General features: G+C 40.6%; 26 protein-coding genes and 1 tRNA gene. 10 read left to right on the top strand and 17 right to left on the bottom strand.

Annotated elements, in window-relative coordinates; translation table 11 throughout:
- Positions 1 to 4 precede the first annotated feature (4 nt).
- A complete protein-coding gene (locus tag FXV77_RS03740; RefSeq protein WP_148917831.1) occupies positions 5 to 916 on the top strand; it encodes an LVIVD repeat-containing protein in 912 nt (303 codons plus the stop codon).
- A 14-nt stretch (positions 917 to 930) separates the two neighbouring features.
- On the opposite strand, the gene FXV77_RS03735 is transcribed toward FXV77_RS03740, so the two are convergent.
- Positions 931 to 2,091, bottom strand: coding sequence for a hypothetical protein (locus FXV77_RS03735; RefSeq protein WP_148917830.1), 1,161 nt, complete (start codon positions 2,089 to 2,091; stop codon positions 931 to 933).
- A 123-nt stretch (positions 2,092 to 2,214) separates the two neighbouring features.
- On the opposite strand from FXV77_RS03735, the gene FXV77_RS03730 reads away from it, so the two are divergent.
- A complete protein-coding gene (locus tag FXV77_RS03730) occupies positions 2,215 to 2,808 on the top strand; it encodes a M949_RS01915 family surface polysaccharide biosynthesis protein (RefSeq protein ID WP_148917829.1) in 594 nt (197 codons plus the stop codon).
- Between the two features lie 15 nt (positions 2,809 to 2,823).
- Here the strand turns inward: FXV77_RS03730 and FXV77_RS03725 are convergent, their stop codons facing one another.
- Positions 2,824 to 3,264, bottom strand: a complete 441-nt coding sequence (locus FXV77_RS03725; RefSeq protein ID WP_148917828.1) for a septal ring lytic transglycosylase RlpA family protein — start codon at positions 3,262 to 3,264, stop codon at positions 2,824 to 2,826.
- A 262-nt stretch (positions 3,265 to 3,526) separates the two neighbouring features.
- Between FXV77_RS03725 and FXV77_RS03720 the strand changes: the two genes are divergently transcribed.
- Positions 3,527 to 4,315, top strand: a complete 789-nt coding sequence (locus FXV77_RS03720; RefSeq protein ID WP_148917827.1) for a TatD family hydrolase — start codon at positions 3,527 to 3,529, stop codon at positions 4,313 to 4,315.
- Positions 4,316 to 4,324: 9 nt separating this feature from the next.
- On the top strand, positions 4,325 to 5,347 hold the full coding sequence (locus tag FXV77_RS03715; RefSeq protein ID WP_148917826.1) for an asparaginase: 1,023 nt from the start codon (positions 4,325 to 4,327) through the stop codon (positions 5,345 to 5,347).
- Between the two features lie 10 nt (positions 5,348 to 5,357).
- On the opposite strand, the gene FXV77_RS03710 is transcribed toward FXV77_RS03715, so the two are convergent.
- From FXV77_RS03710 to FXV77_RS03700, 3 genes are all read right to left on the bottom strand, one after another.
- Complete coding sequence (locus FXV77_RS03710; protein ID WP_148917825.1) at positions 5,358 to 6,572, bottom strand: bifunctional 3,4-dihydroxy-2-butanone-4-phosphate synthase/GTP cyclohydrolase II; 1,215 nt, start codon at positions 6,570 to 6,572, stop codon at positions 5,358 to 5,360.
- A gap of 78 nt (positions 6,573 to 6,650) precedes the next feature.
- Positions 6,651 to 8,105, bottom strand: coding sequence for an LptF/LptG family permease (locus FXV77_RS03705; protein WP_148917824.1), 1,455 nt, complete (start codon positions 8,103 to 8,105; stop codon positions 6,651 to 6,653).
- 67 nt (positions 8,106 to 8,172) lie between these two features.
- A complete protein-coding gene (locus tag FXV77_RS03700; protein ID WP_148917823.1) occupies positions 8,173 to 8,550 on the bottom strand; it encodes an START-like domain-containing protein in 378 nt (125 codons plus the stop codon).
- 266 nt (positions 8,551 to 8,816) lie between these two features.
- Between FXV77_RS03700 and FXV77_RS03695 the strand changes: the two genes are divergently transcribed.
- Positions 8,817 to 8,890 (top strand) — tRNA-Met (locus FXV77_RS03695).
- Between the two features lie 60 nt (positions 8,891 to 8,950).
- Here the strand turns inward: FXV77_RS03695 and FXV77_RS22655 are convergent.
- Positions 8,951 to 9,448, bottom strand: coding sequence for an alcohol dehydrogenase catalytic domain-containing protein (locus FXV77_RS22655; RefSeq protein ID WP_148917822.1), 498 nt, complete (start codon positions 9,446 to 9,448; stop codon positions 8,951 to 8,953).
- 215 nt (positions 9,449 to 9,663) lie between these two features.
- On the opposite strand from FXV77_RS22655, the gene FXV77_RS03685 reads away from it, so the two are divergent.
- The 3 genes from FXV77_RS03685 (at position 9,664) to FXV77_RS03675 (ending at position 12,680) form a co-directional block, all read left to right on the top strand.
- Positions 9,664 to 10,176: a C40 family peptidase gene (locus tag FXV77_RS03685; RefSeq protein WP_148917821.1), complete on the top strand. Its 513-nt coding sequence runs from the start codon at positions 9,664 to 9,666 to the stop codon at positions 10,174 to 10,176.
- A gap of 8 nt (positions 10,177 to 10,184) precedes the next feature.
- Complete coding sequence (locus FXV77_RS03680; RefSeq protein ID WP_148917820.1) at positions 10,185 to 10,919, top strand: DUF72 domain-containing protein; 735 nt, start codon at positions 10,185 to 10,187, stop codon at positions 10,917 to 10,919.
- 195 nt (positions 10,920 to 11,114) lie between these two features.
- On the top strand, positions 11,115 to 12,680 hold the full coding sequence (locus tag FXV77_RS03675) for a calcineurin-like phosphoesterase C-terminal domain-containing protein (protein WP_148917819.1): 1,566 nt from the start codon (positions 11,115 to 11,117) through the stop codon (positions 12,678 to 12,680).
- Between the two features lie 58 nt (positions 12,681 to 12,738).
- Here the strand turns inward: FXV77_RS03675 and FXV77_RS03670 are convergent, their stop codons facing one another.
- Genes FXV77_RS03670 through FXV77_RS03645 form a run of 6 tightly spaced genes read right to left on the bottom strand, consistent with a single transcriptional unit; the run spans position 12,739 to position 16,929 of the window.
- Positions 12,739 to 13,239: a hypothetical protein gene (locus FXV77_RS03670; RefSeq protein ID WP_148917818.1), complete on the bottom strand. Its 501-nt coding sequence runs from the start codon at positions 13,237 to 13,239 to the stop codon at positions 12,739 to 12,741.
- Positions 13,236 to 13,775, bottom strand: a complete 540-nt coding sequence (gene hemJ, locus FXV77_RS03665) for a protoporphyrinogen oxidase HemJ (protein ID WP_148917817.1) — start codon at positions 13,773 to 13,775, stop codon at positions 13,236 to 13,238. Before hemJ ends, FXV77_RS03670 begins: the two co-directional genes overlap by 4 nt.
- Positions 13,776 to 13,796: 21 nt before the next feature.
- On the bottom strand, positions 13,797 to 14,831 hold the full coding sequence (gene hemE / locus FXV77_RS03660; protein ID WP_148917816.1) for a uroporphyrinogen decarboxylase: 1,035 nt from the start codon (positions 14,829 to 14,831) through the stop codon (positions 13,797 to 13,799).
- A complete protein-coding gene (locus FXV77_RS03655; RefSeq protein WP_148917815.1) occupies positions 14,831 to 15,346 on the bottom strand; it encodes an FUSC family protein in 516 nt (171 codons plus the stop codon). The genes hemE and FXV77_RS03655 overlap by 1 nt, the downstream gene beginning before the upstream one ends.
- A 7-nt stretch (positions 15,347 to 15,353) precedes the next feature.
- Positions 15,354 to 16,061 (bottom strand): response regulator transcription factor, encoded by a 708-nt coding sequence (locus tag FXV77_RS03650; protein ID WP_148917814.1) that lies wholly within the window; start codon positions 16,059 to 16,061, stop codon positions 15,354 to 15,356.
- Positions 16,051 to 16,929 carry a sensor histidine kinase gene (locus FXV77_RS03645; RefSeq protein ID WP_148917813.1) on the bottom strand — a complete coding sequence of 293 codons (879 nt, stop codon included), beginning with the start codon at positions 16,927 to 16,929 and terminating at the stop codon, positions 16,051 to 16,053. Before FXV77_RS03645 ends, FXV77_RS03650 begins: the two co-directional genes overlap by 11 nt.
- Before the next feature lie 100 nt (positions 16,930 to 17,029).
- Between FXV77_RS03645 and FXV77_RS03640 the strand changes: the two genes are divergently transcribed.
- Positions 17,030 to 17,731: a YjjG family noncanonical pyrimidine nucleotidase gene (locus tag FXV77_RS03640; RefSeq protein WP_148917812.1), complete on the top strand. Its 702-nt coding sequence runs from the start codon at positions 17,030 to 17,032 to the stop codon at positions 17,729 to 17,731.
- 42 nt (positions 17,732 to 17,773) lie between these two features.
- Here the strand turns inward: FXV77_RS03640 and FXV77_RS03635 are convergent, their stop codons facing one another.
- From FXV77_RS03635 to FXV77_RS03625, 3 genes are all read right to left on the bottom strand, one after another.
- Entirely contained in the window at positions 17,774 to 18,586 is an 813-nt protein-coding gene (locus FXV77_RS03635; protein WP_148917811.1) for a 3-keto-disaccharide hydrolase, read from the bottom strand.
- A gap of 53 nt (positions 18,587 to 18,639) precedes the next feature.
- Positions 18,640 to 21,138, bottom strand: coding sequence for an outer membrane beta-barrel protein (locus tag FXV77_RS03630; protein WP_148917810.1), 2,499 nt, complete (start codon positions 21,136 to 21,138; stop codon positions 18,640 to 18,642).
- A gap of 114 nt (positions 21,139 to 21,252) precedes the next feature.
- Positions 21,253 to 21,534, bottom strand: a complete 282-nt coding sequence (locus FXV77_RS03625) for an ATP-dependent Clp protease adaptor ClpS (protein ID WP_148917809.1) — start codon at positions 21,532 to 21,534, stop codon at positions 21,253 to 21,255.
- Between the two features lie 51 nt (positions 21,535 to 21,585).
- Here FXV77_RS03625 and FXV77_RS03620 point away from each other — a divergent pair, with 51 nt between their 5' ends.
- Entirely contained in the window at positions 21,586 to 22,650 is a 1,065-nt protein-coding gene (locus tag FXV77_RS03620; protein WP_246162193.1) for a 3-oxoacyl-ACP synthase III family protein, read from the top strand.
- Here the strand turns inward: FXV77_RS03620 and FXV77_RS03615 are convergent.
- Together FXV77_RS03615 and FXV77_RS03610 are read right to left on the bottom strand one after the other, a co-directional pair.
- Positions 22,597 to 23,286 carry a sterol desaturase family protein gene (locus FXV77_RS03615; protein WP_246162191.1) on the bottom strand — a complete coding sequence of 230 codons (690 nt, stop codon included), beginning with the start codon at positions 23,284 to 23,286 and terminating at the stop codon, positions 22,597 to 22,599. The two genes, FXV77_RS03620 and FXV77_RS03615, sit on opposite strands and share 54 nt — an antisense overlap.
- Positions 23,287 to 23,387: 101 nt before the next feature.
- Positions 23,388 to 24,572, bottom strand: coding sequence for a class I SAM-dependent rRNA methyltransferase (locus FXV77_RS03610; protein ID WP_148917807.1), 1,185 nt, complete (start codon positions 24,570 to 24,572; stop codon positions 23,388 to 23,390).
- Positions 24,573 to 24,576: the final 4 nt, after the last annotated feature.

Raw genomic sequence — 24,576 nt, 5'->3', positions numbered from 1 at the left:
TGAAATGAAGTTAAAAATCTGGTTCTATATTTTGTTTTTCTTCTGTCTTTCTACGGTTTTAGGACAGATTCAGCCGATAGCATTCCCTATTCCGGCAGACGAGTTTGTTATCTACAAGGAGCATCGTGACAGTGTTCGGCAACTTAGTTTTCAAATCGGTTGTTATGAACCGAAAGACACCTTGTCTCTTAGGAAGCTTCATAACAAAGCAAATGATGCACGTACGAAAATTCTTCAGAAAGAGCAACACATCTACTACGTCCACGCCCCCATTTATCTTAAAATACACCGGCAAGATTCGGAAACCTATTATTTTCTGGATGATTATTACGATCCGGATATGTATGGATTCCAAGATTCAGTCTCCGATAATTTGTTGCTGATTACAGCGAGGTATCACCTCTATCTATTTGATTACAAAAACAAGACCCTATCTAACAAGCTGAATCCCGGACTGGATCAATATGAGGGGGAGGATGCCATCAGCGGGTTGTATTCAGCATTGACGGTATTTGATAACGCGAAATTTCTGTTGGGAAACGGACAAGCATTTGGGATTTTTTGCTTCGATATTTCCGACCCCGCCCAACCAGTGGAACTAAAACAATATCAAATCCCAAGTGAAGAACACACTGCCTTTTATGCTTTTCTATACCCGAAAGGAAACCAGCAATATGACGTGCTGATGGTCCGCGTCGACTCAAAAAGCGTCTCAAGCCGTATTACTCGTTTTTATCGGAAATTAGAGATTATACGGTATGCGGCAAGGAATATCTGCATCGCAAATAATGCAGAAGGATTACCGGATGTGACGACCGTGGGAGATTATCTTATTATCCAATCCGACGGTGGGATACATAAAGTAAATCTGGCAACGGGAATCGTCAAGGATAAAATCGGTAATTATATGCCGTAATACATAACATTGAGTCATTTTTCATCGTAATTCAGGACTTTGACATACTTCAAAATGCTGTGTATCTGTTTTTTTGCATCATTATCTTTCTCTTCATAAGAAAAATGTAATGCCAGACATTGTTGATTTTTCACATAGACTTTTGCAATGCCTTGAGTAATGCCCTTTTCATTTTGTTCTTCATAAAAAACATCATTATACATATACTCGTAACTGCCCAACTTCTGGCTTTCTTTCACAAATTCCTCTTTGTTTAAGCCGGTGTTCTGCATTTCAGCATAAAGCTCCACCAGACCATCATCCGATTGGTAAGCAAAATAATAATCGCCTTTGCGCGGTTTTTCGTCCTGGATAAACGGCGTGTCTTTTATTTTTAGATAAACATCGTATGAATACTCACGCGGATAAATTCCCTGAAAAGGGTCTTGCCAAAAGCTCTCCGGGTCTTCAACCCGTTGCAAATCCGCCACCTTGGCATTATCCCATTCGGCAATATTCATCCCAAGCGCGTGGCTAACCTCCCGCAATTTATCCAGAGTCGCCAATGTGTCTCCCCTAAATACAGGCACGGCCGTTTCAAAGACCAACTGTCCTTGTTGATAAAACCCAAGCAGATAATTATCGTAATTTGCAGATACCCAGTAAATTCCGGCTTTATATTTCGAATTCTTTTCCAGCACAGCGGTTTCGTACAAATATGCCCGATGCATATCCATGACGGCATCTGTACCGCCAAAAAAAGGATTCCCGGTTTCGATATAGCTTTCATCCAGAAAAACCTCTTGATTATCATACAACAACGTAGCGCTGAGAAATAAATCTCCCCATATAGAATCTTGAAAGAGAATATCCCGTTCGGTATAAATCACCGTATCGTTCTCCGTGTCATGACTCCTCCTCAACTCCTCTATGGCATTGTAATAGCGCCCCATAAAAGGAAATACTTGCTTTGCATTGGTGATGACGATTTTACCCTCTGCGGCTCTCTCCAGTTCGTTATCGAAAGGGGCTTTCTCCAGCCAACTATATAGATTTTCTCCAGTAAGTTCTTTTACTTCTTCGTCCCACACGAATTGCTTCCGGGCTTTGGTCCTATTATCACATGATGCCAATAGCATCAATACAGATAACGCAACAATAATACTATTTGAAATTTTTATAAACATCCCTGTCATAGTGGTATTTTTTCTATCTAACAAAAATCCAAAAAATAAACTGTGGAGAAAATCCCCAAAATCGGGGATTTTATCTTTGAGTATTGACGATTAACTTTGTTCTGGCATTAATAAAAATATCATATGAACCCAATCAAAATCTTCTTGCTTATTTATGCTTGCCTTAATTGTTCGGATGCCTTTGCCCAAGACCAACCTTACGCCATCAGTGCCTTAGTGGTCGATACGGTTAGTTGGTGGGACGAACAGGGACAGAACCTTTTGCTGATGGAGCAATCAGAACTCGTCAGAAATGAAGACGAGGGAACATCTTCGCAATGGATTACCGTTACGCACTGGCTCAAAGAGAACAATACACTAACAAAAACTTGGTCGTATCAAGACAGTATCGTTGATTGTCCGATCGATCTGGAACTTAGATTTCTGGCCGAACCGCAATTTCCGGATATCGACAAGGATGGTTACAAAGAAATATTTTTTATGATACAGTCAGCATGCAAAGGCGACATCAGTCCTTCGATCGTTCAGGTCATTATGGTCGATAAGAAACGTATAAAGTATTTTATGGAAGCCAACCAGAAATTGATTTTCCCGGATGGCACAACCGATGGCGGAGATTATGACCTCGGAGATTTTAAGGAGTTATCCAAAGCTTATCAGGATCATGCGATCAAGTATTTGACGGAGTATTACACGTACATGTATCTTGCAAGTTGATATTTTCTTCATTTTTTACTTTCGCCGTTTTCTCGTCTTGATTTTTTTACCGGCAGCGGCTCCATTATGATAGTGTATTTCCACCGGCACAACCCCTGCTTGGATCACCCCTATCTTTTTGGCCGCTCCCTTGGAGAGGTCGATCATTCTTGACTTGGACGACGGCCCCCGATCGTTGATCCTCACAACTACCTGTTTGCCGTTGTTGAGATTCTTTACCTTCACCTTGGTACCAAAAGGGAGTGTCCTATGTGCTGCCGTCATAGCATTCTGATTGAATCGTTCGCCACTGGCGGTGGTTCTCCCATGAAATTTACCTCCATAGTAAGATGCATTGCCTCTCACCCGTATTTCCCCACCCGTCATGCGTAACTTGGGTGAACAGCCTATTAAAAGCAAAACAGCTACGAAACCGAGGTAAACAATAGGTGGAATATGTATGTTTTTTCTATTCATTTCTAATTTCAGAACACTGCATTTATTATGTTCCGACAACTAATGTACGCTTTCTAGACAGCACAAACAATACCTGAACGACAACCAAACCATCCCCGAACTTGGAGAAGTAAAAAATTCACCTGTAAACAGTCGTGATAATTTTCATACCGAACGCGAAAAAATTAGCAAATCATTAACAAAAGCCTCCTATCCTTACAAGCTTCACTTTTTTTGCCTTCATGCGGTATTTTTGATACGAAAACCCTAAATTTAGCCCGCTATGACAACGTCTATTGACCCTTCTATACTTACCGATACCCATACGCACATTTATTACCATGCGGGAACGTCCAAATTGGACGAGCAAGTAAAACGCTGTTTTGATAATAATATTCAACGTTTATTTTTACCGAATGTGGATTCCGAATCTGTTCCTTTGGTGATGGAGGCTGTACACACTTATCCTGCAAATTGTTTTCCTATGTTGGGATTGCACCCCTGTTCTGTTAAAGAGACCTACAAAGAGGAGCTACAAAAATTAGAGCGCCTACTGTCTGAACACCGTACATATGCCATTGGGGAAATCGGATTGGATTTGTATTGGGACAAGACTACATTAGATTTTCAACGTGATGCTTTTCGCATTCAAGTAGGTTGGGCAAAGGCTATGGGATTACCTATCGATATTCATTGCCGGGACGCTTTTAATGAGCTTTTCGAATTATTGGAGGAACTGAAAGACGATAGGTTATTCGGTATTTTTCACTGTTTCACCGGGACACTCGAACAAGCGAAGCACGCTATTGATTTGGGATTTTCTTTAGGCATAGGCGGTGTTGTAACCTTTAAAAATGCGGGTCTAGACGCCGTGGTCAAGGAGATAGACCTGCAACATATCGTATTGGAAACAGATGCTCCGTACTTGGCTCCCGTCCCTTATCGAGGGAAAGAAAATGAAAGTAGTTATCTTTACTATGTTGCTCAAAAAGTAGCTGATATACATCAAATCGACATCGCGGAAGTAGCTCGAATCACGACCAGTAACTCGAAAAAAATATTCGGTATTTAAAGATTGACCATGCAAAATATATTTATCATTTATACAGGTGGCACCATTGGGATGGTAAAAGATGCCGAAAGCGGCACCTTTGTTCCGTTTGATTTTGAATTAATTGCCCGGAACCTTCCCGACTTGGACAGGTTGGATTATAAATTAACGGTACATTCGTTCACGCCTATTATTGATTCATCCAATATGAACCCTACTATTTGGGTAGAAATGGCGGAAATTATCCGAAATAACCACGATCACTATGATGGATTCGTTATCTTGCACGGCTCCGATACCATGTCATTTTCCGCTTCCATCTTAAGTTTTATGTTGGAAGGACTTCAAAAACCTGTTATTCTATCTGGCTCTCAGCTTCCCATTGGGGAAATCAGAACGGACGCGAGAGAAAATATGATGACAGCGTTGGAAATTGCTTCTGCAAAGGAAAATGGCAAATCCATCGTGCAAGAAGTTTGTATTTTATTTGATAACAAATTGTTTCGAGGAAACCGTTCATTCAAATATAACTCTGCAAAGTTTGAAGCGTTCCGCTCGCCCAACTATCCTGTTCTAGCGGAGGCAGGCATACACATCAACTACAATCACGAAGCTTTGCTAGATAATACGGATAAAGCGTTTATTATGCATACCGAGTTGGACAACCGTGTAGGTGTACTCAAATTGTTTCCCGGTATCAGTCCTGCCTTTGTTCAATCTATTTTAGACTCGAATGTACGGAGTATTGTAATGGAAACCTTTGGTTCGGGGAATACCATGACAGACAAATGGTTTCTTGATATGTTGGAAGATACCGTAAAAAAAGGGAAAAACATTGTCGATATTTCCCAATGCAAGGTGGGCTCTGTAGAGCTGGGACGATACGAGACGTCCCAAGGGCTGAAGGCGCTCGGTGTGCTCAATGGATATGATATGACTTTTGAAGCTGCCGTTACGAAGTTGATGTACTTACAAGGGCAGTTAGTCGACCAGGAAGCCGTTGCCTACTGGGTCGAAAAGAATATACGAGGAGAGCTGACTATTAATGATTAGTCGCTTTTCCTTACAGATTCTTCATGATAGAATGCCCCATCCGGTCCCTTTTTGTTTTGAGATAATTTTCATTATAAGGATTCGGTTCTATTTCTATTGGTACATTTTCCACTATTTCCAAGCCGTAACCTACAAGCCCCGCACGTTTAGTAGGGTTGTTTGACATTAAGCGCATTTTGGAGATTCCCATATGTCGTAAAATCTGTGCCCCTACACCGTAATCACGTAAATCAGGTTTGAAACCCAGCTGTAGATTAGCATCTACCGTATCCGCTCCCTCCTCTTGCAAACGATAAGCATGAAGCTTATTTATCAAACCTATTCCTCGGCCTTCTTGATTCATATAAACAACAACGCCTTTGCCCTCTTCCTGAATCATCTCCATGGCTTTATGAAGTTGTGGCCCGCAATCACATCTACATGACCCAAAAATATCCCCTGTCATGCAAGAACTGTGTACACGTACCAAGATAGGTTCGTTTTCCTCCCACTCTCCTTTGAACAAAGCGAGATGCTGTTCGCCTGTATTTTTTTGTGTAAATGCTTTCAGTTTAAAATCGCCCCATTGTGTCGGCATTTGAACAGTCTCTTCTTCCTGGATAAGAGAGTCATGTTTCAATCGGTACTCTATCAAATCCTCAATACTAACAATTTTGAGATCAAACCGCTCCGCTACAGGGATCAAATCCGGAAGACGTGCCATCTCTCCATCGTCTTTTAAAATCTCCACCAACACGCCTGCCGGTTCAAATCCAGCTAAACGTGCCAAGTCGACAGATGCTTCTGTATGACCTGTACGGCGCAATACCCCTCCATCTTTTGCAATTAAAGGAAAGATATGCCCGGGACGCCCCAATTCTTCGGGTTTAATATCGGGGTTGATCAGCGCTTGAATGGTTTTTGATCTATCAGAAGCCGAAATACCGGTAGTACATCCATATCCCATTAAATCCACCGAAACAGTAAAGTTCGTTTCGTACACTGCGGTATTCTGCCCCACCATCAAACCAAGATTTAATTCTTCGCAACGTTCTTCCGTCAGTGGCACACACACGAGCCCTCTACCATGCGTTGCCATGAAGTTTATTATTTCCGGTGTGGCATTTCGGGCAGCTGTAACAAAATCGCCCTCGTTTTCCCGATCTTCATCATCCACGACAATGACGACTTTGCCGGCCTTAATATCTGCTATTGCTTCCTCTATTGTATTTAATTTTATATCCATCTTCGTATACGCTTAATCTATGCAAAAATAGATTTCTTTATGCTGTTTTGTATAACAAACTTGTCAAAATCTCTATGGTTATGCGCTCTTTCTATTAAATTTAGCAGTGACCCATTTCCAGGCCTGCTCCGCTTTCTGCTTATATTGATCTGCATCAAATAAAGCCGAATCTGTTGTTGATTTATATGTCAAAAATACCGCCAACGGTGTAAGTACAATAATCGCCATCCACATCCCTATTAGGGGGTCCATACTGCCGTCTTTTGCAGCTTTTTCGGCCATAGTGGATATAATATGATATATCAGAAAGAAAATGATAGCTACCACGACGGGCAATCCCAATCCTCCTTTACGGATGATCGCGCCCAGTGGTGCCCCTATTGCGAAAAGCAATAGACAGGACACCGCCAGAGTGAACTTTCTATGAAATTCAATGTGGTAACGAATGTCTCTCTCGGCAAAAGCTCTAAATTCTATATCTTTCATCTCTAAGACACTGCTCATTTGCTGTGCCTGACCTAAAGCATTGCTGAGTATACCCCGACGCTGGTCTTCCGGCACATAATCCGTCAAAAAATTATGAAATTCCCCCACAGCGACTTGTTGCACCGTATCTGTTCGATAATAAGGGGAATAATAAGAAACATAGCTTCGAGTCTCCGATAATATCTGGCGAGAGATGCTATCCAACTGCAGGCGATTGGAATCGGTGTAGTGTCTAAGCTGTTTCAAGTTCAGCATTTGATGATGCGATTTAAACAAACTTTCATCTGTCCTTTTCATCTGAAAGGCTTCCATATCAAACTTTTGTTCTGTTTCCGCAAAACGGAAACGCGTGAATTGCTGCCGGGGATCGTACCGTTTGGCATTCTTCGTTCGAGATTCTTCATATCGAACACCATCTTTCAGACGCAATATCATATAGTTGTTATCTGCAGAATTCTGCATAAAACCTTCTTTTGCCAACAACACATTATTCGCCGTATTGCCTGTTCGATGGTCATAAATCATCAAATCATACAATATCGTTCCGTCTTCACTCTTATTTTTAGCACGAATAGAATAACCAGGAATAGATTTATTAAAGATCCCAGGTTTAATCAGAAAATCAGCTTTTTTATTACGCACATCCCACAATAACGAACCCATCTTCAAATTGACGACGGGTAGTATATAGTCGGAAAATAGAAAAGAACCTCCCGCAAATAACGTGACGAGAACAATAAGTGGGGTCATGGCTTTTCGCAGCGAATATCCGGCCGCTTTGATAGCGACTAATTCATAGCTTTCTCCTAGGTTACCAAAGGTCATAATAGAGGAAAGTAGCATCGAAAGAGGCAATGCCATAGACAGCTGAACGGCGCACTGATAACCGATAAGTTCCATCAGTACATACCACTCGAAACCTTTGCCGATGAGATCATCGATATACTTAAATAAAAAAAGCATCAATAGTACGAACATCACGATACAAAAACATACCATGAACGGCCTAATAAAAGCTTGTAAAATTAATAAGTGTATCTTCTTCATATCACCTCTTATCGCGCATCGCTATACGGATACAAAGATACTACTTTTTTTGGTAAGTAAGCTTCGCCTATGCGCCTATAACACTTTGCAGATAGCCGACAGAATTGTTCCATATTTGCTTTCTATCTTCCAAATTATCAGGCTTTACAAAATCAGTTATGGCAAGTGCCACATCGTTGGTAAGCTCATCTTGGATAATCTCTATTTCAAAATAATAGGGTTCGTCCTCGAGCCACTTGAATCGTACACTTTTGTTCTCCTTTACAGACACCAACTTAGCGTGATTTACTTCATCGTCCCATATAAATTCATAGATACCTTCTTTATAATTGACATCATCGGCAAACCATTGTGCCAATGCATTCGGCTCGTGAACAAATGGGAACAAGATCCTTGGGGATGAATTTATAATATACTCTAAGTGAATTTCTACTTTCTTTTCCATATAGTTTGTTTTGGTTAATTATAAAACCAAGCTATTTTGTCTGTCCGTAAGTATACAATTTTATTTTGTGATTCAAAACAGAAAGACATAATTAATTTTCCGTTGTCCGCAAAACTACGCATCAGCACATTTCTCATTACTAATCACGCCTTATTTTTATTGAATTAAAAATGAGAAAGTTGTGAAATGGAAAGAAAAAAAAGCCATGAAAATTATTTTTTACCTTTGGAAATGACTACTTATTGCTATATTTGCATCACAAAAAAGGCGGGGTAGCTCAGATGGTTAGAGCGCAGGATTCATAACCCTGAGGTCGGCAGTTCGATCCTGCTCCCCGCTACTTAAGTTGCGAAAGAGGCAAGATCCAGTCCTAATTCTGGTATGCCTCTTTTTTCATTCCTTATAATTTACTGAAAATAAGCCCTATACAAAACAGCTTATTTATTCTCGAGGTTCGACACTCCTTGGGGAGCCTCATCAGATTCTTCCCGGTTTCTTCCTTTTCCGCGTTACACTTTTCGCAGTACTTGTACACTCCAAAACGTTTAGAATCACATTCCCTGTTTTCTGCTCCGTTTCGACATAACGATAAGCCTCCACGACAGTCATCATCATAACCGAAAATCCTACTGCCAACCTTAAAGTTCGTGACATCGCTTCCAACCGCCTCGATCACACCTGAAAATTCACAGCCTAGGATCTTGTTCCTAGGGTTAAACAGTCCGCTGAACAACCGGGAAATAAAGTACTGGGCACTTCTGAATCCACAATCCGTTCGGTTTACCGTACTGACATGAACTCGGACCAGCACCTCATGGCCCTTTGGAACAGGTACTGGGATCTCCGCAAGGCTCACCACTTCCGGGCCGCCATAACGTGTGTAGATTGCAGCTTTCATGTCAGCTTATTTTTAGCCGGACAAATATAATCAACCGGAATTAAATCAATATTTACAAATTATTAATTCTATATAGACCAGTTTTACGGCATAGGAAAGCTTCAAGGGGATAACGGAGGCTTTAATGATTATAAGTGACTGCTTGTGGCTTAAAAGTTTTTTGGAGGGGAAATGCAACATATGAGGGTTATTATATTTTCTGTATCTTTGAAAATATGAATGCAGCATACCACTTGGGAAAAACCTGCCTCATGGTATTTTTTCTGATCACAGCCATTTCGAAGGCTGGCTCTTCCACGAAGTCCGATATAGATGATAAGGTTGATGACCAGTTTGAACAAAAGCTTATTTCTTTTGCCAAGAAACTATTAGGAGTCAAATATAAATATGGTGCAGCAAGCCCATCTCATGGGTTTGACTGTTCCGGCTTTGTCCATTATGTTTTCAAACAGTATGGCGTAACGTTGCCACGAAGCTCTTCCGCCATTGGTGAGGCTGGGAAGAACATTTCATTATCAGACGCCAAAGCAGGCGATATTATTTTGTTTACAGGTACCAACCCGACAAAAAGGATAATCGGGCATGTTGGTATTGTAATGTCAAACAATAACGGAGAAGGATTACGTTTTATCCATGCCAGTTCTGGTAGAGCTTATGCGGTTACAGAAACACTGTTGCAAGGGAGCTATAAAAAGCGGTTCATGAAGGTGATCCGTGTTATAGAATAAAAACTGTCGTGAAAAAAAACAAACTATATATAGGATGTTCAAGTTACGCCACACAATCTTGGAAAACCTTGTTTTATCCGGATGACTTACCAAAAAAAGAGTGGTTTAATTACTATTCCAAACACTTTAATACCTATGAGTTTAATGGCTCATTTTATAAGTTCCCGACAGTACAAAATTTATTGGCATGGCATGATAAAGTTCCTGTCGATTTTAAATTTAGCCTTAAGGTTCCCAGAATAATCACCCATATTAGGAGACTAGAACAGTGCGATGAGGAAATAGAGGAGTTTTATCGGGTAAGCCAGGAGGGGCTTAAAAACAAATTAGCATGCATTCTCTGGCAATTACCACCAAGCTTCAGCTATAATGAGGATAGATTGAAATCTGTATTACGCGCGATGAACGCTGACTTTAAAAATGTTGTTGAATTCAGGCATAAAAGCTGGTGGCGGCAAGACGTAATCAAAATACTTCATGAAAATAACATTACTTTCTGCAACGTAAATTACCCTAAATTACCTACGTCAATCCAACAAACTACGTCGATAGGCTACGTACGTATGCACGGCAACCCTGAATTATTTTATTCGGAATATACCAAAGACGAGGTTGAAACCCTCTATCATGAAGTAGATACAGTTGGATTTAAGGAAATTTATATCTATTTCAATAATACGGCATCGACAGCTGCTATCATCAATGCCGTGCAACTAAAGGAAATTTCTAAAAATAAAAGGTGAATTAAAAAAATTCACCTTTTATTTTGCTTCTATGCGTTTTATAACTTTACAGGCTCGACATAAACGCCGTCTTACTTCAAGTTAACAGGGAAGATCTCTATATCATTTTAATTAATATATTCTTAAAATTATCCGTATGATATGTTAATCTTAGGGTGTGACTTTTGTAAAAAGAAAAAGATAATAATCAAAAACATGATTTTAAAACTTACGTTAGTTACCGGGCTACTTTTTTTAAACATGGCTTACGGGCAAGAGATAGTAAAAGGAATAATTTACGAAGATGCCAATCTTAATGGTAAAAAGGAATCAAAAGAAAAAGGACTGGCTCAAGTGGCTGTCAGTAATGGCATTGACGTTGTCTTTACCAACGGGTCAGGAGAATACGAGCTCCCCGTTCGGGATAACAGTATTTTCTTTGTTATAAAACCAAATGGATACCAGTTCCCATTGGATGAAAATAACATACCGCAATTCTATTATATTCACAAACCTCAAGGGTCCCCCGAATTAAAATATCAAGGCAGCACCCCCACAGGTAAACTTCCTAAATCTTTAAATTTTGGTTTGCTAAAGGATACCAACGAGCAAAAGGACTTCCGTGCCTTGGTATTTGGTGATCCACAAGCTTATACTACCGATGAAATAGATTATTTTCATAAAGGGATTGTGCAAGAAATTACCAATAAGGAAAAATATGCCTTTGGCCTTAGTTTAGGAGATTTAGTAGGTGACAACCTAAGCTTACACGATGCTTACAAAAATGCTATAGGAAAAATAGGATTACCTTGGTTCAATGTTATGGGCAACCACGATATGAACTACGATGTCAAGGAAGATATCTTCTCCGATGAAACATATGAAAAGAACTTTGGACCAAACAACTTCTCTTTTAACTACGGCGACGCACACTTTATCATCTTAGACAATATCATCTATCCCAACCCCCGTACAGGAAAGGGGTATTTAGGCGGATTTCGGAAAGATCAATTGGATTTTGTAGAGAACGATTTGAAATTTGTTCCGAAAGACAAGCTTATTGTTCTGGCATTTCATATTCCGTTGTTACACAAAAACTCCGATGTTTTCAGAGACGAAGACAGGCAACGTCTGTTTGATTTATTGGCTGATTATCCCAACACGCTTTCTCTCTCTGCACACACACATTTCCAGCAACAAAATTTTTATTCAAAAACGGACGGTTGGAAACAAGATAAACCGCATCATGAATATAATGTGGGTACTACTTCCGGCGATTGGTACTCCGGATTGAAAAATGAACAAGGTGTGCCTACATCAACGATGCGCGACGGGACACCCAAAGGCTACGCCATCTTGAATATAAGTGGCAACACCTATACATTTGACTACAAAGTAGCCGGTCAGCCGGAAGATTACCAATTGAAAATTATTTATCCTGCAGAGCTGAAACAGAAAGAGTTGAGACGGTATACGCTATATACCAATTTTTTTATGGGTAAGGCAGACGATATAGTAGAATACAGCCTTGACGGAAAAAAATGGCAAAAAATGGAACAGGTGACGACAGAAGATCCCAGTTATCTCTATGAAGTGTTAAAGTTTGATAACGCTGACAAATTGGTTGAAGGTCGCCGTCCTTCCAATGCGGTCCCATCCGCTCACCTTTGGCAAGCCAAATTACAAAAATTGCCTGCAGGAAATCACACGGTACAAGTTCGGGCTACGGATATGTTTGGTAAAACACATGTTCAGTCGAAAGAATTAAGAATAGTTAAATAAGAAATCTTTCCTCTCCCTTTTACAAAAAAACGTCTAGTCCGAAATGGTACTAGACGTTTTACCATAAATGGTAACGCACACCCAACATGAGATAATTAGGATCAATTTCTTCCCACTCAAAATTGTATTTCAATTTATATCCGGTATACAACGATAAATTCACAGTCGGAAAATAATAACTAGCACCAACCTGTCCGTTGACCATCGTAAAATTCTCACGCTTTTCCGGCCAAGCCTGCTCTTCAGAAAGTTCTTGATAACGATAAAAATCCTGGCTTATTCCGCCTCCAAGAAAAACGTTAAAATTACTTTTCGTCCTATCTAATAAAGACAGTATGTAGTCTCCGCCGACTGCCACATATCCATTTCGACCATATACCTGTGCTTGTACTGCTGAGTGTGTCGCAAAATCATACTTCCCTTGAATACCAAAAGCTCCTTGATAACCCGGAGACTCCAATTGCACATCACCATAGAAACCAAATGCCCATGCGTGATCTTGTGCTTTTCCTTGCAGAATAACTACAGATAGGATTAGTAATAAAAATATATTCTTCATTTATTCGATTTTCGATACCGTCTATACAGCTTAATTAAAATCATTAACAACACAGCAAGACCTAACAGACCTAACACACCATAAATCCAATCGATGGTTGACCTAAAGATAACTAAAAAAACAATGGCGAAAAGAATAATGGTGGATACTTCGTTCCATAGGCGCAATTGGGAGGAAGTCCATGTCGATTTACCTATTGCCAATTGCTTCATAATATGCTGGCTCTTAAAATGATAAACCAGCAAAGCTGCAACAAACGTGAGTTTCACATGCATCCATCCCTGACTTACCAAACCAGGTGATAGATAAAGCATCGTCAATGCAGAAGCAACTGTGATACACATCGCCGGTGTAGTAATCATCCACCAGAGCCTCCGTTCCATAATCGCGAATTGTTCATGCAACACCTGATATTCTATATCCGATTTCTGCTTTGCTTCTGTATGATAGATGAACAAACGAGGCATGTAGAACAACCCCGCCATCCAGCAGACCATAAAGATAATATGCAGCGCTTTTGCGTAGAGGTATATCATGTGTTTGTTCGTTGTTCGTTTTTAATAACGGAACTCCTTCACTACGTCGATAGCATACTTCACGTTATCAAAAGGAATGTCCGGCATAATACCATGTCCCAAATTAAAGATAAATCCTTTCTCACCACGCATACGCTCAAACAATTGCAGAATTTTATCCTTAATGACATGCTTATCCGCATACAATACAAAAGGATCTAAATTCCCCTGTACTGCAATTCCCTCCGGAAGCATTTGCTTCACGTTCTTTAAGTCAGCATTCCAATCGATGGATATCACGTCCGGGTTTGCCTCCGCCATCATCGGTGCAAATACCGAAGAACCTTTGCAGAAAGAAATCACGGGAACAGAGCGTTTAATATTGGCGAGAATATATTTGTTATAATAATGTGAGAAATCACGATAATCGTTCCAGGATAACGCTAAAGCCCAACTATCAAATAATTGTACTGCATTCACACCCGCTTCGATTTGCATATTCAGATAATTTATCGTTACATCGGCAATTTTTTGCAAAAGCTGGTGCGCTAAAGCCGGTTCGTTATTGAGTAACAACTTGGTTCGTTTAAAATCTTTAGACGATCCTCCTTCCACGAGGTAACTCAATATCGTGAACGGTGCACCCGCAAAACCGATCAAGGGGATTCGTCCCGCCAAACGCTCCTGTACCACACGGATAGCATCCGCGACATACTGTAACTTACCTACACAATCTACTTCCAGTCTATCCACATCAGTTTGTGTACGCACGGGATTACTGAATCGAGGTCCTACACCTTGTTCGAACGACAATTCTCCTCCCATTGCCTCTGCTGTTACGAGAATATCGGAAAATAGGATTGCCGCGTCTATATCCAACAGATCAACGGGCAACATGGTCACATCCGCCGCAATTTCCGGTGTTTTGCACATTTCCAAAAAGCTGTATTTATTCTTTATTTCCCAATACTCGGGCATAAAACGTCCAGCTTGACGCATCATCCAAACAGGAGGTCTCTCCGTCGACTGCGATAATGCAGCTCTAATCAATAAATCGTTCTGTAAAGTTTTGTTCACTAGGTTTGTTTATTTAGTTCTTTTTCTATTTTTTCTATAATCGCTTTCTGGCGTTCCGTAAGTTTCAGCTTAGATGCGAGCTCGATATAGACGGGAACGCGGTCGTAATTGCGTTTGCGCAAGTTGATATTTGCTAGATTAATAAACACAAAGCCTTTTTCTGCATCGCGCTTCCAAGGTAAGCGGGATGCTAATTGAAAGTGATATTCGGCCTCGTCAATCCGCTCTTCTTTGAGAGCGATATTTCCCATCATAAATTCATAATAATTCCGGCGTTTCTTCCGTAGCTTGTCAGGATCCTTAATTTCCGCTAACAACGCTTTTGTTTTCTCATAGTCTTGCTTGTGAAATGCTTGCGTGGCTAAGAAAACAGTACCTTCCCGGTAATGGCTCCATATAAAGTAACCGATCAGCCCTAAAATATAAACAATGAAATTATAGTGCTTCTCGAAAATTGCATAAAGAAGAAATGTCACCGCGATACCAATGACAATCATCCTTGATCGTGTGTTCATTTATATGCTATGTTGGTGTATCCGTAAACTTATATCCGACCCCACGGATTGAATGAAAATACACGGGATGTTTTTGGTCGGGTTCAAAATATTTACGGAACGTCAAAATAAAATTATCTATCGTACGCGTCGATGGATAGACGTCATAATTCCACACCGTTTCTAATATCTGTTCCCGAGAAACGGCGTCATTTTTCCGTTCAATCAACAGTTTCAACAGCATCGTTTCTTTTTTCGTCAACGAAGTTACTGTTCCGTCTGCATGATGAAGTTCGTATGAGTTGAAATAAATCGTTTTATCACCGATAGTATACGAGTTAAATTCTTTTAGATCGTCTGATTTAAGTCCTCTGCGGATTAGATTGCCCACACGAAGAATAAGCTCTTCCAGATTGAAAGGTTTCACTAAATAATCATCCGCGCCTTTTTTTAAGCCAGTGATGCGATCTTCGCTACTGTTCTTAGCCGTTAAGAACATAATAGGTACCTCCGTGTTCTGTAAACGGATGGTTTCGGCAACCTGAAAGCCATCGATTTCGGGAATCATCACATCCAAAACAATTAGATTGAAGCGCTCTTCCTTAAATATTTTCAAAGCTTTCTTTCCATCTGTAGCTGTCGTTACGCGATAGCCCTCTAATTCCAAATTTAATTTGATGGCTTCCAACAAGTGCTCCTCGTCTTCTACCAATAGTATACGTTGCTTAGTTTGCATAATTTTCAAATGTTACTTCAAAAATACTCCCAGATGGAGCGTTATCTTTTACCTTAATAGAGGCGTTGTGTTTTTGCAATACTGTCTTCACTATATACAACCCTAAACCCGTGCCTTTAGTTTTACGCGTAGACTCATTGCCTATTCGGTAAAACTTATTGAATATATTCTTTTTCTCTTCTTCCGGTATACCTTGTCCGTGGTCTGCTACAGAAAAAACAATCTTCTTGTCTTCTCTTTCTTTTAATTGCACTTCCACCGTCGCACAAGGAGGCGAATATTTTATTGCGTTTTCTATGAGGTTGTTTACCACATTGGTGATGGCAAATTTATCCGCATGGATAACAATTTCTTCATCCAGTTCCGGTCTTATAACCTGAGAGCTGCAGGCATTTTTCTGCAACCTATCCACCACATTATCCACCAATTCCGTCAAATTAAAATTTTCTTTCGGAAAATTAAAACTTCGGTTCTCCAATTTGGTCGTCAACAACACATTTTCGACGAGATCGTCCAATCGTTCGATATCCTTCAAGGAATTGGAAAGGAAAACTTTTTGCTGCTCTCTGTCTAAATCACGTTTTAGAATAGTCTGTATATACAGCTTTACAGAAGCCAAAGGTGATTTCAATTCATGGGTCACGGCCAATAAAAAATTCTGTTGCTGCTGTTGTTGTTTATGTTCACCACTGAACAGTTTTTTCAGCCGCATCGCCCCCCATATAAAAATCAATAAGAAAAAAATTCCCTCACCAATAATCATTCCTTTGCGTTCCGGTTCGTAATTGACCAGAAGATATCCCCACCAAAGCAATTGGGTAATGGCATAAAACACCAAAAAATAAAACAGTACGAGAGCTCTCTTCATACAATAAATTAATGTCATGCAAAAATAACCATTTGTTAACCTCAAAGGAAATAGTCGGCGCATTATGACAATAGGTTAAGAAAGGTGCTATCTTTGTACTATGTTTTTCGACAAAAAAGATATTTTCTTCGATTTAGACCACACTATTTGGGATTTTGACAAGAATGCACAAGAAACGCTACACGAACTTTACTACAAATATCATTTTGATAAATTGACTGGAAAGGCTGACTCTGACCTCTTTATAGAAACATACACCGTAAATAATCATCGTCTTTGGGCACTTTACCACCATGGAAAAATTGATAAACCCACCTTGCGGAGGCTACGGTTTGCCGATACCTTTACCCAACTAGGCGTTAACCCGAAGTTGTTTCCCGGAGCGTTTGAGGAAGAATATCTGAACATCTGTCCGACCAAGACTAATCTCTTCCCAAATGCCATCGAAACATTAGAATATCTGCAGAGCAAATATAAATTACATCTAATATCGAATGGTTTCAAAGAAGCTTGCGAAAAGAAACTAGAGCACAGCAAATTAAAACCCTATTTTAAAACAGTCGTTATTTCAGAATTATTCGGTGTTAATAAACCAGATCCGAGAATCTTCGAACATGCCTTGCAGAATGGAGAAGCGGAGAGAAAGACATCTGTCATGATTGGAGATAACCTTGATGCTGATGTTCGAGGTGCACAAAACGCCGGGCTCGAAGCTATCTTTTTTAACACAATTGGTCTCGAACAGCCAAGGGATGTCCGTCACATGATTCGTGATTTGGGAGAATTGCAACAGGTTTTTTAAAATTGTAGAGACGCATTTGCATGCGTCTCTGCAACTATTATATTACAACACCTTTACGGTAATATTCTTCAACCACACATCATCGCCATGATCCTGAAACCCGATAACACCCGAGTTGGATTCTCCACCGACATTCTTCAATAATTCAAATGCCAATGGCCATTTTTCTTTGCTAAACTTGCTGTTTTGTAGTAATGCTGTCCACTCTGGCGTCCGTATGGTGTATTCCACGACTTTCTTACCATTTTGATAGTGTGTTACTTTTCCATTGTTTACAACGATCTTCGCTTTATTCCATTCTCCCGCTGGTTTACCATTTTGTGGTTTTGCCGGAATCATATCATAAAGGGATCCCGATTTTCGATTGCCATCGACCCCTTGTTTAGCATCAGGGTGATTCTCATTATCCAACAATTGGTACTCCGGACTCGATATATATATAGCTTGTCCTTTTACTTCTTTTGCTAAGAAAAATACGCCTGAATTACCTGCATGGGAAATCTTCCATTCAAATTCCAGTTCAAAATTTTGAAAATCGTGCGCAAAGATAATGTCTCCACCATCTTCTTTAGTCAATCCAGATCCTTTACTGGAGAATTTCAACGTACCGTTTTCGATCATCCATTTTCCGGGAACTTTCTCTTTGTTGTACCCTCGCCAACCTTCCAACGATGTGCCGTTAAACAGTACATAGGCACCATCCGAATTTTTCTGAAATTTGTTAATATCAACTTTCGGAAGGTTATTCAATTCATACGGCGGAACATTGTCGCCAGTAGTGGCGTCTTGTGCCTGACAAATAGTAGTGGACAACAATACGACCATTCCTACCATATACATAAATTTTTTCTTCATATTAAAACGCATCTTTTTAGTTGTTCGCTAAAGGTAGAAAAATATATGAATTTTTAAAAGCCTCCCTCCATGCCTTCATCCATACCACTATCTCCTCCACGATCTTCCCGTTTCTTGGTCAAATCCTGAATACCGAAGCGGTAAGTAAAGGACAACGAGAACATGCGACGCATCCATCGACTTTCCCTTTGGTTGAACTGGGTAGGCAAGTTATTTTCCATACGGAACCGTTGGCTGTTGAATACATCACGCACATTAAACATCACGCTCCCTTTACCGGCCAACACATCTTGACGTACCGCCACATCGAGCCCCGTCATCGAACGCATCCGTCCCTGTACCCATTTTCGGGGAGCACGGTAGAAACCACGAGCCTGCAAAGTGGTAGATTTTGCAAATTTCACATTGGTATTGATGTTTCCGTTCCAGCTGAAGTTCTCTACATCTCCCGTGTTGAATTCTGCATAAGGCATGGTTTTATCATAAAACAAGTTAACATTTGCCGTTGCATCCCACCACCGCAGAAAGTTCACTTTTGATATCAGTTCTAGTCCCATCGCATTTTGTTTCGAAACGTTTTCCCAGCGACTATACGTCACGTTACTTCTGTCGCCGACAATATCCGCTATTTCTTCGGGATCCCTCAAAAACGGACTCATCATATCACTTGAGCGACGATAATACGCGGAACTAATAAAGTTCCACTTGTCATAAAATTTCGCAAAGCTCAATTCAAAGGAATGTATATCTTCGGGCAATAAGTTTGGATTACCTTGTCGATAATTGATTTCATCATTTACGTTGACGAAGGGGTTCACCTGCCACCCTCGTGGGCGTTGCACTCTGCGTGTATAAGAAAGCTGTACTTTGTCACCGGAATCACCCACTTCATACGACAAAAAAGCACTCGGGTAAAGACGAAAGAAATCTTGATTTCCGTCATTTCTTTTTTCATCTTCGGGTGCGTCTGGATCTAAATTATAGTAAGTAGACCTTAAATAGGTTTGCTCTCCACGCAGCCCTACTTGCATACCTAATTTCTCTGTCAGCTTTCGTTGATAATTCGCATATAATGCATGCACACTATTCGTCAGATCAAAATCGTTGCTGACACCAAAATCCGGCATAAATCTTCCGGTCAAGGTATCCAATACTTCCGACCATTGGGAATCTTCACTGTTGCGCACAATAGTACGGTAACCTGCTTCAAATTTATGGTCTTCCTCGAACGGCAGGACATAATCCACTTGAAAATTCCAATTCTTACCAGCCTCACTCGTCACATTCTGACGCTCGAATGGTGCACGCCCATTTGCATAAGTTTGATAAAAATCATTCGTCCCATCTTCCGTGTCATTTCCATAAGTAATATTGGCGGTAATTTCCTCTCCTTCTCTTTTGAACTCCTGCTTAACGTCAAAGGTTACATCCACACCTAGATCTTCTTCGTACTGTTGTGAAATTCGAGAAGATCGATCCCCTAGATTTGGGACATGAAAATAACGATAATCAATATCCGAACGTCTATCATTATCGCGAACGCTGACATTCGCTCCCAAGCTAAACGTAGTTTTCGGTGCGGCGTACCAATCCGTACCAAACCGAAAAGTATGGTTCTTACCTTTCCGGTTATTTTCACTCGTGCTAATGGTACGGGGACTATTATCCTGAATTACGCCATCGATGAGTTGTGTATTATCATTAAAATCATCACCCGGACGAACTCTATTCGCATAATTATATCCGCCAAAGAAATTAAACTTGCGATCTCGGTAATTCAAGTCCACCCCAGCATTGTAGTTATCATAAGAACCACCCGATACCGTCGCACTACCATTCAACCCGGTTCTCACGTTCTTTTTTAAAATAATATTAATGATACCCGATTGGCCCTCCGCATCATATTTGGCAGACGGGTTTGTAATAAGTTCAACCTTTTCTATGCTATTGGCAGGCAAGGATTGTAACAATGCATTGATATCCGATCCGGCCATCGCGGACTCTCTTCCATCAATCAAAATCTTCACGCTGTTGGAACCTCGGAGAGAAACATTCCCATCGGCATCGACGTCAAGCGTGGGCACATTCTGCAACAAATCACTGGCTGAACCACCCACGCTGACCAGACTTTGCGAGACATCAAATACCTTTTTATCAATTCCCAGACGCATATCGGGCACACGTCCCTCCACGACGACCTCTTCAATCAGCTTACCATCATCCATCATGGATACCCGAGCCAGTTTTACAGCTTGTGGATTCGCCACGCGTACATTTTCAATAAGAACATTTTCTTTTCCAACGTAAGTAATCCGGATCGCATAGGTGCCAAAATCAACATCAGAAAATACCAGTTTTCCGTCGACGTCGCTCTGTGCTCCTTGGATATAACTTTGATTGGATTGTTGGAGAAGAGAAGCACTGGCGCCTATGATAGGCTCGTCTGTCTCCTCATCAATAATAATCGTTTCTATCGTCCCTTGTTGTGCAAAAAGAAATAGCGGGCAAAAAATAATAAAGAAAATCAGCTTCAAGTTTCGAGTAAATATCATGTGAAAAAATGTCCTTTCTACAAAAAAACAAAATAAAAGCTGCTATCGTTCTATCGTAACCGCATTATTACGATGTGGTTTTCTTTTATTACCTCAAAAAAAGAAACAAAAAAATTACTCAACGGAGACAGTCAATCCTTCGGATTTAAGGATTTTCCGGTATACTTCCATCTCGGTTAAAGAGCCCTCGAGTACAGCGCATTTACCTTCTGTATGCACTTTCCATGCGATTTGTTCGGCTTGGGCTTCCGAATATTGCAAATGCTTCATTAGGCAATCAATGACATGATCAAATGTATTGATTTCGTCATTCCACAGAATCAGACGGTTTGAAGATTGGACAGCTGCTAATATCTCTTCCAGCGTAAACGCTTCTTGCTCTGTTTGTACACCCATGCTACAAAAATAACTAATATTTTAAAAAATATGTAGCTTTACAGACTAATCATGAGGAAAGGAAGTAAGATGTTTCAATCAAAAATTATCGGCATAGGATATTACGTGCCTAAAAATGTATATACAAATCATGACCTTACCCGGTTTATGGATACCAGCGATGAATGGATCCAAGAGCGAACAGGCATTAAAGAGCGACGCTATGCTGACCGCATCGGAGAAACGACTACCACGATGGGGATCGAAGCGGCTAAGATTGCGATCGAACGGGCAGATACAACAGCAGAAGATATTGATTTCATCATATTCGCAACTCTTTCTCCCGACTATTATTTTCCGGGTTGCGGGGTGTTATTACAACGCGAAATGGGCATGAAAGAGGTAGGCGCACTTGATATTAGAAATCAGTGTTCGGGCTTCGTGTACGCACTCTCTATTGCTGACCAGTTCATCAAAACAGGGATGTACAAAAACATCTTGGTTGTCGGCTCTGAAAAACATTCTTTTGCGTTGGATTATTCCACCCGCGGGCGTGCAGTTTCGGTTATCTTTGGCGATGGTGCCGGCGCCGTTGTGGTACAGCCGACCACCGAAGCTGGAAAAGGTATTCTCAGCACCCATTTACACTCGGACGGTGCTGAGGCTGAAAAACTTGCTATGTATTATCCTGGAACTTCCGGTGGAATGTGGTTGGACAAACAGCCAAACTGGCCAGAGCAGGAACTCGGTGGCATGCTCTTTACAAAAGAAATGTTGGAAGATGATTCTGCTTTTCCATATATGGATGGGCAAGCAGTATTCAAAAAAGCGGTCGTCAAGTTTCCGGAAGTTATACAAGAAGCGCTGGCAAAAAATAATCTACAATCGACTGATATCGATTTACTTATACCGCATCAAGCCAATCTACGCATTGCTCAATTTGTGCAGAAAACATTAGGATTGGGTGACGATCAGGTTTTTAACAATATCCAAAAATACGGCAATACCACCGCCGCTTCGGTTCCCATTGCTTTATGCGAAGCATGGGAAGAGGGAAAAATCAAAGATGGTGATCTTATTTGCTTAGCCGCCTTTGGCGCTGGATTTACGTGGGGATCGGCGTTGATACGGTGGTAGACTCGTACTCTTCTTTTTTTTCTTAAAACCAGAGTTGAATATAACATCCCATATCGCTGAACTAACGCCGAACCCATGTTCTGGATCGGAATAGTGATGTAACATATGGTGATCCTTTATTTTCTTGAATAAACCCGATTTAAAATTTGCATGGTGCATGGCGTAATGGCATTCATCATAGATCAGGTATCCTAATAGAAATCCAGCGAAAAAAGATGCCAATATAAATTCCGGCAGGAATAGACTGAAAATAAAATAGATAATAGCGGCTAGTGGAATACTCGCCGATAACGGCATCACCAGCCGCAAACGGTCTTTTGGATAATCGTGATGTACACCATGAAAAATAAAGTGTATACGTTTACCCCAATTGGAAGTTGGTTCATAATGAAATATCCAACGGTGCAATACATATTCTGCTAATGTCCAAAAAGCCAAGCCAGCGAAATAATACAAAGCGATATCTCCGACAGACATCTCTCCTTTTGCATAGGCCTTATAGATAAAATAACCTATTACCGGAATCCAAAATATCAAAGGTACACTATAATGTACCTTGGTCAAGGATTCCAAAAAATTATTTTTAAACATCCGAGAAGATTCGGTAGCGTTAGAAACATATAACTTCTTTGCCATAAGAAATAGTTTTGATAGCAAACAAAGTTACCATGTATTACTGTCTTATCAAAGCTTTACTTTTTGAACATTTTCATGTTTTTGTCAAATATCCATTTCCTCTATACTACCCGAACCAATAATCCTTTTAAATATTCACCTTCTGGAAATGATGCCCGAACAGGATGATCCTCCGGCTGATTAAATTGTCTAATAAACTGAATTTCCTTTCCGGCATCCAATGCAGCCCAAGCGACAACTTGCTTAAAGGTATCGATATCCATCGCTCCCGAACAAGAAAACGTAGCCAATAATCCATCGCTTTCCAACAGGAGCAATGCGCGTCTATTCAAATCTTTATATGCCCTAGCCGCCTTATCTAGCGCAGAACGAGACGGTGCATACTTTGGAGGATCTAAAATAATAACATCAAACTTCTCACCCTCCTCTCCCAGTTGGCGAAGATATTTATTGACGTCGGCCTGTATTGCTCTATGCATAGTGGGATTAAAACCATTTAATCCTATATTTTTATGCAAAGTTTCTATAGCTAAAGCAGAACTATCCACAGAAACAACGGAAGAAGCACCTGCTTTAAAAGCATTCAATGTAAACCCACCGGAGTAACAGAAACAGTCTAACACACGTTTCCCTTTGACATACTGCGCCGTTAATGAACGATTATCCCGTTGATCACAATAAAAACCCGATTTCTGTCCTTCAATAATATTGATTTGATAACGAATATCATTTTCTATGACATCGACAAATTCGGATGGCATATCGCCGTACAACAAGCCATTCGTGTCAGGCAACCCTTCGTGTTGACGCGCATTTAAGTCGCTTCGCTCGTAGATCCCTTTGGGTTTTAAAAGCTGCACCAGTTCATCCACAATGATGGTCTTTACCGCTTCTATACCAGAAGAATGTATTTGTACCGATAAGAAATCACCAAATTTATCGACAATAAGCCCAGGCAAAAAATCAGCTTCCGCAAAAATCAGCCGCACGGTATTGTTCTGACCCGTTAGCAAATGGATTTTCAGTTCTGCGGCACGCCGTATCCGATTGCGCCACCATGCTTCGTCTATTGGATATTGTTGATTCCATTCCAATAACCGGACTGCTACCCTTGAATGCGCATTGTAAACACCGTACGCTATAAATTCGCGGTCGTTATTAAAAACCTTTACGATATCACCGTTGCGAGGTTTGTCATCCACTTCTTGGATAGCGCCGGAAAAGACCCAAGGATGCAACTGCCATGCGGCCTTATCTTTCCCTCGATGTAGCGTTATTTTCTTCATATCT

It is taken from the genome of Sphingobacterium phlebotomi (assembly GCF_008180195.1).
GTDB classification, from domain to species: domain Bacteria; phylum Bacteroidota; class Bacteroidia; order Sphingobacteriales; family Sphingobacteriaceae; genus Sphingobacterium; species Sphingobacterium phlebotomi.
This window is presented reverse-complemented; position numbering and strand designations above follow the sequence as displayed.

Bases quoted from the DNA above. Each gene is read 5' to 3' on its own strand.
- FXV77_RS03740 (WP_148917831.1), top strand. From the start codon at position 5: ATGAAGTTAAAAATCTGGTTCTATATTTTGTTTTTCTTCTGTCTTTCT.
- FXV77_RS03735 (WP_148917830.1), bottom strand. From the start codon at position 2,091: ATGACAGGGATGTTTATAAAAATTTCAAATAGTATTATTGTTGCGTTA.
- FXV77_RS03730 (WP_148917829.1), top strand. From the start codon at position 2,215: ATGAACCCAATCAAAATCTTCTTGCTTATTTATGCTTGCCTTAATTGT.
- FXV77_RS03725 (WP_148917828.1), bottom strand. From the start codon at position 3,264: ATGAATAGAAAAAACATACATATTCCACCTATTGTTTACCTCGGTTTC.
- FXV77_RS03720 (WP_148917827.1), top strand. From the start codon at position 3,527: ATGACAACGTCTATTGACCCTTCTATACTTACCGATACCCATACGCAC.
- FXV77_RS03715 (WP_148917826.1), top strand. From the start codon at position 4,325: ATGCAAAATATATTTATCATTTATACAGGTGGCACCATTGGGATGGTA.
- FXV77_RS03710 (WP_148917825.1), bottom strand. From the start codon at position 6,572: ATGGATATAAAATTAAATACAATAGAGGAAGCAATAGCAGATATTAAG.
- FXV77_RS03705 (WP_148917824.1), bottom strand. From the start codon at position 8,105: ATGAAGAAGATACACTTATTAATTTTACAAGCTTTTATTAGGCCGTTC.
- FXV77_RS03700 (WP_148917823.1), bottom strand. From the start codon at position 8,550: ATGGAAAAGAAAGTAGAAATTCACTTAGAGTATATTATAAATTCATCC.
- FXV77_RS22655 (WP_148917822.1), bottom strand. From the start codon at position 9,448: ATGAAAGCTGCAATCTACACACGTTATGGCGGCCCGGAAGTGGTGAGC.
- FXV77_RS03685 (WP_148917821.1), top strand. From the start codon at position 9,664: ATGAATGCAGCATACCACTTGGGAAAAACCTGCCTCATGGTATTTTTT.
- FXV77_RS03675 (WP_148917819.1), top strand. From the start codon at position 11,115: ATGATTTTAAAACTTACGTTAGTTACCGGGCTACTTTTTTTAAACATG.
- FXV77_RS03670 (WP_148917818.1), bottom strand. From the start codon at position 13,239: ATGAAGAATATATTTTTATTACTAATCCTATCTGTAGTTATTCTGCAA.
- hemJ (WP_148917817.1), bottom strand. From the start codon at position 13,775: ATGATATACCTCTACGCAAAAGCGCTGCATATTATCTTTATGGTCTGC.
- FXV77_RS03655 (WP_148917815.1), bottom strand. From the start codon at position 15,346: ATGAACACACGATCAAGGATGATTGTCATTGGTATCGCGGTGACATTT.
- FXV77_RS03650 (WP_148917814.1), bottom strand. From the start codon at position 16,061: ATGCAAACTAAGCAACGTATACTATTGGTAGAAGACGAGGAGCACTTG.
- FXV77_RS03645 (WP_148917813.1), bottom strand. From the start codon at position 16,929: ATGAAGAGAGCTCTCGTACTGTTTTATTTTTTGGTGTTTTATGCCATT.
- FXV77_RS03640 (WP_148917812.1), top strand. From the start codon at position 17,030: ATGTTTTTCGACAAAAAAGATATTTTCTTCGATTTAGACCACACTATT.
- FXV77_RS03635 (WP_148917811.1), bottom strand. From the start codon at position 18,586: ATGAAGAAAAAATTTATGTATATGGTAGGAATGGTCGTATTGTTGTCC.
- FXV77_RS03630 (WP_148917810.1), bottom strand. From the start codon at position 21,138: ATGATATTTACTCGAAACTTGAAGCTGATTTTCTTTATTATTTTTTGC.
- FXV77_RS03625 (WP_148917809.1), bottom strand. From the start codon at position 21,534: ATGGGTGTACAAACAGAGCAAGAAGCGTTTACGCTGGAAGAGATATTA.
- FXV77_RS03620 (WP_246162193.1), top strand. From the start codon at position 21,586: ATGAGGAAAGGAAGTAAGATGTTTCAATCAAAAATTATCGGCATAGGA.
- FXV77_RS03615 (WP_246162191.1), bottom strand. From the start codon at position 23,286: ATGGCAAAGAAGTTATATGTTTCTAACGCTACCGAATCTTCTCGGATG.
- FXV77_RS03610 (WP_148917807.1), bottom strand. From the start codon at position 24,572: ATGAAGAAAATAACGCTACATCGAGGGAAAGATAAGGCCGCATGGCAG.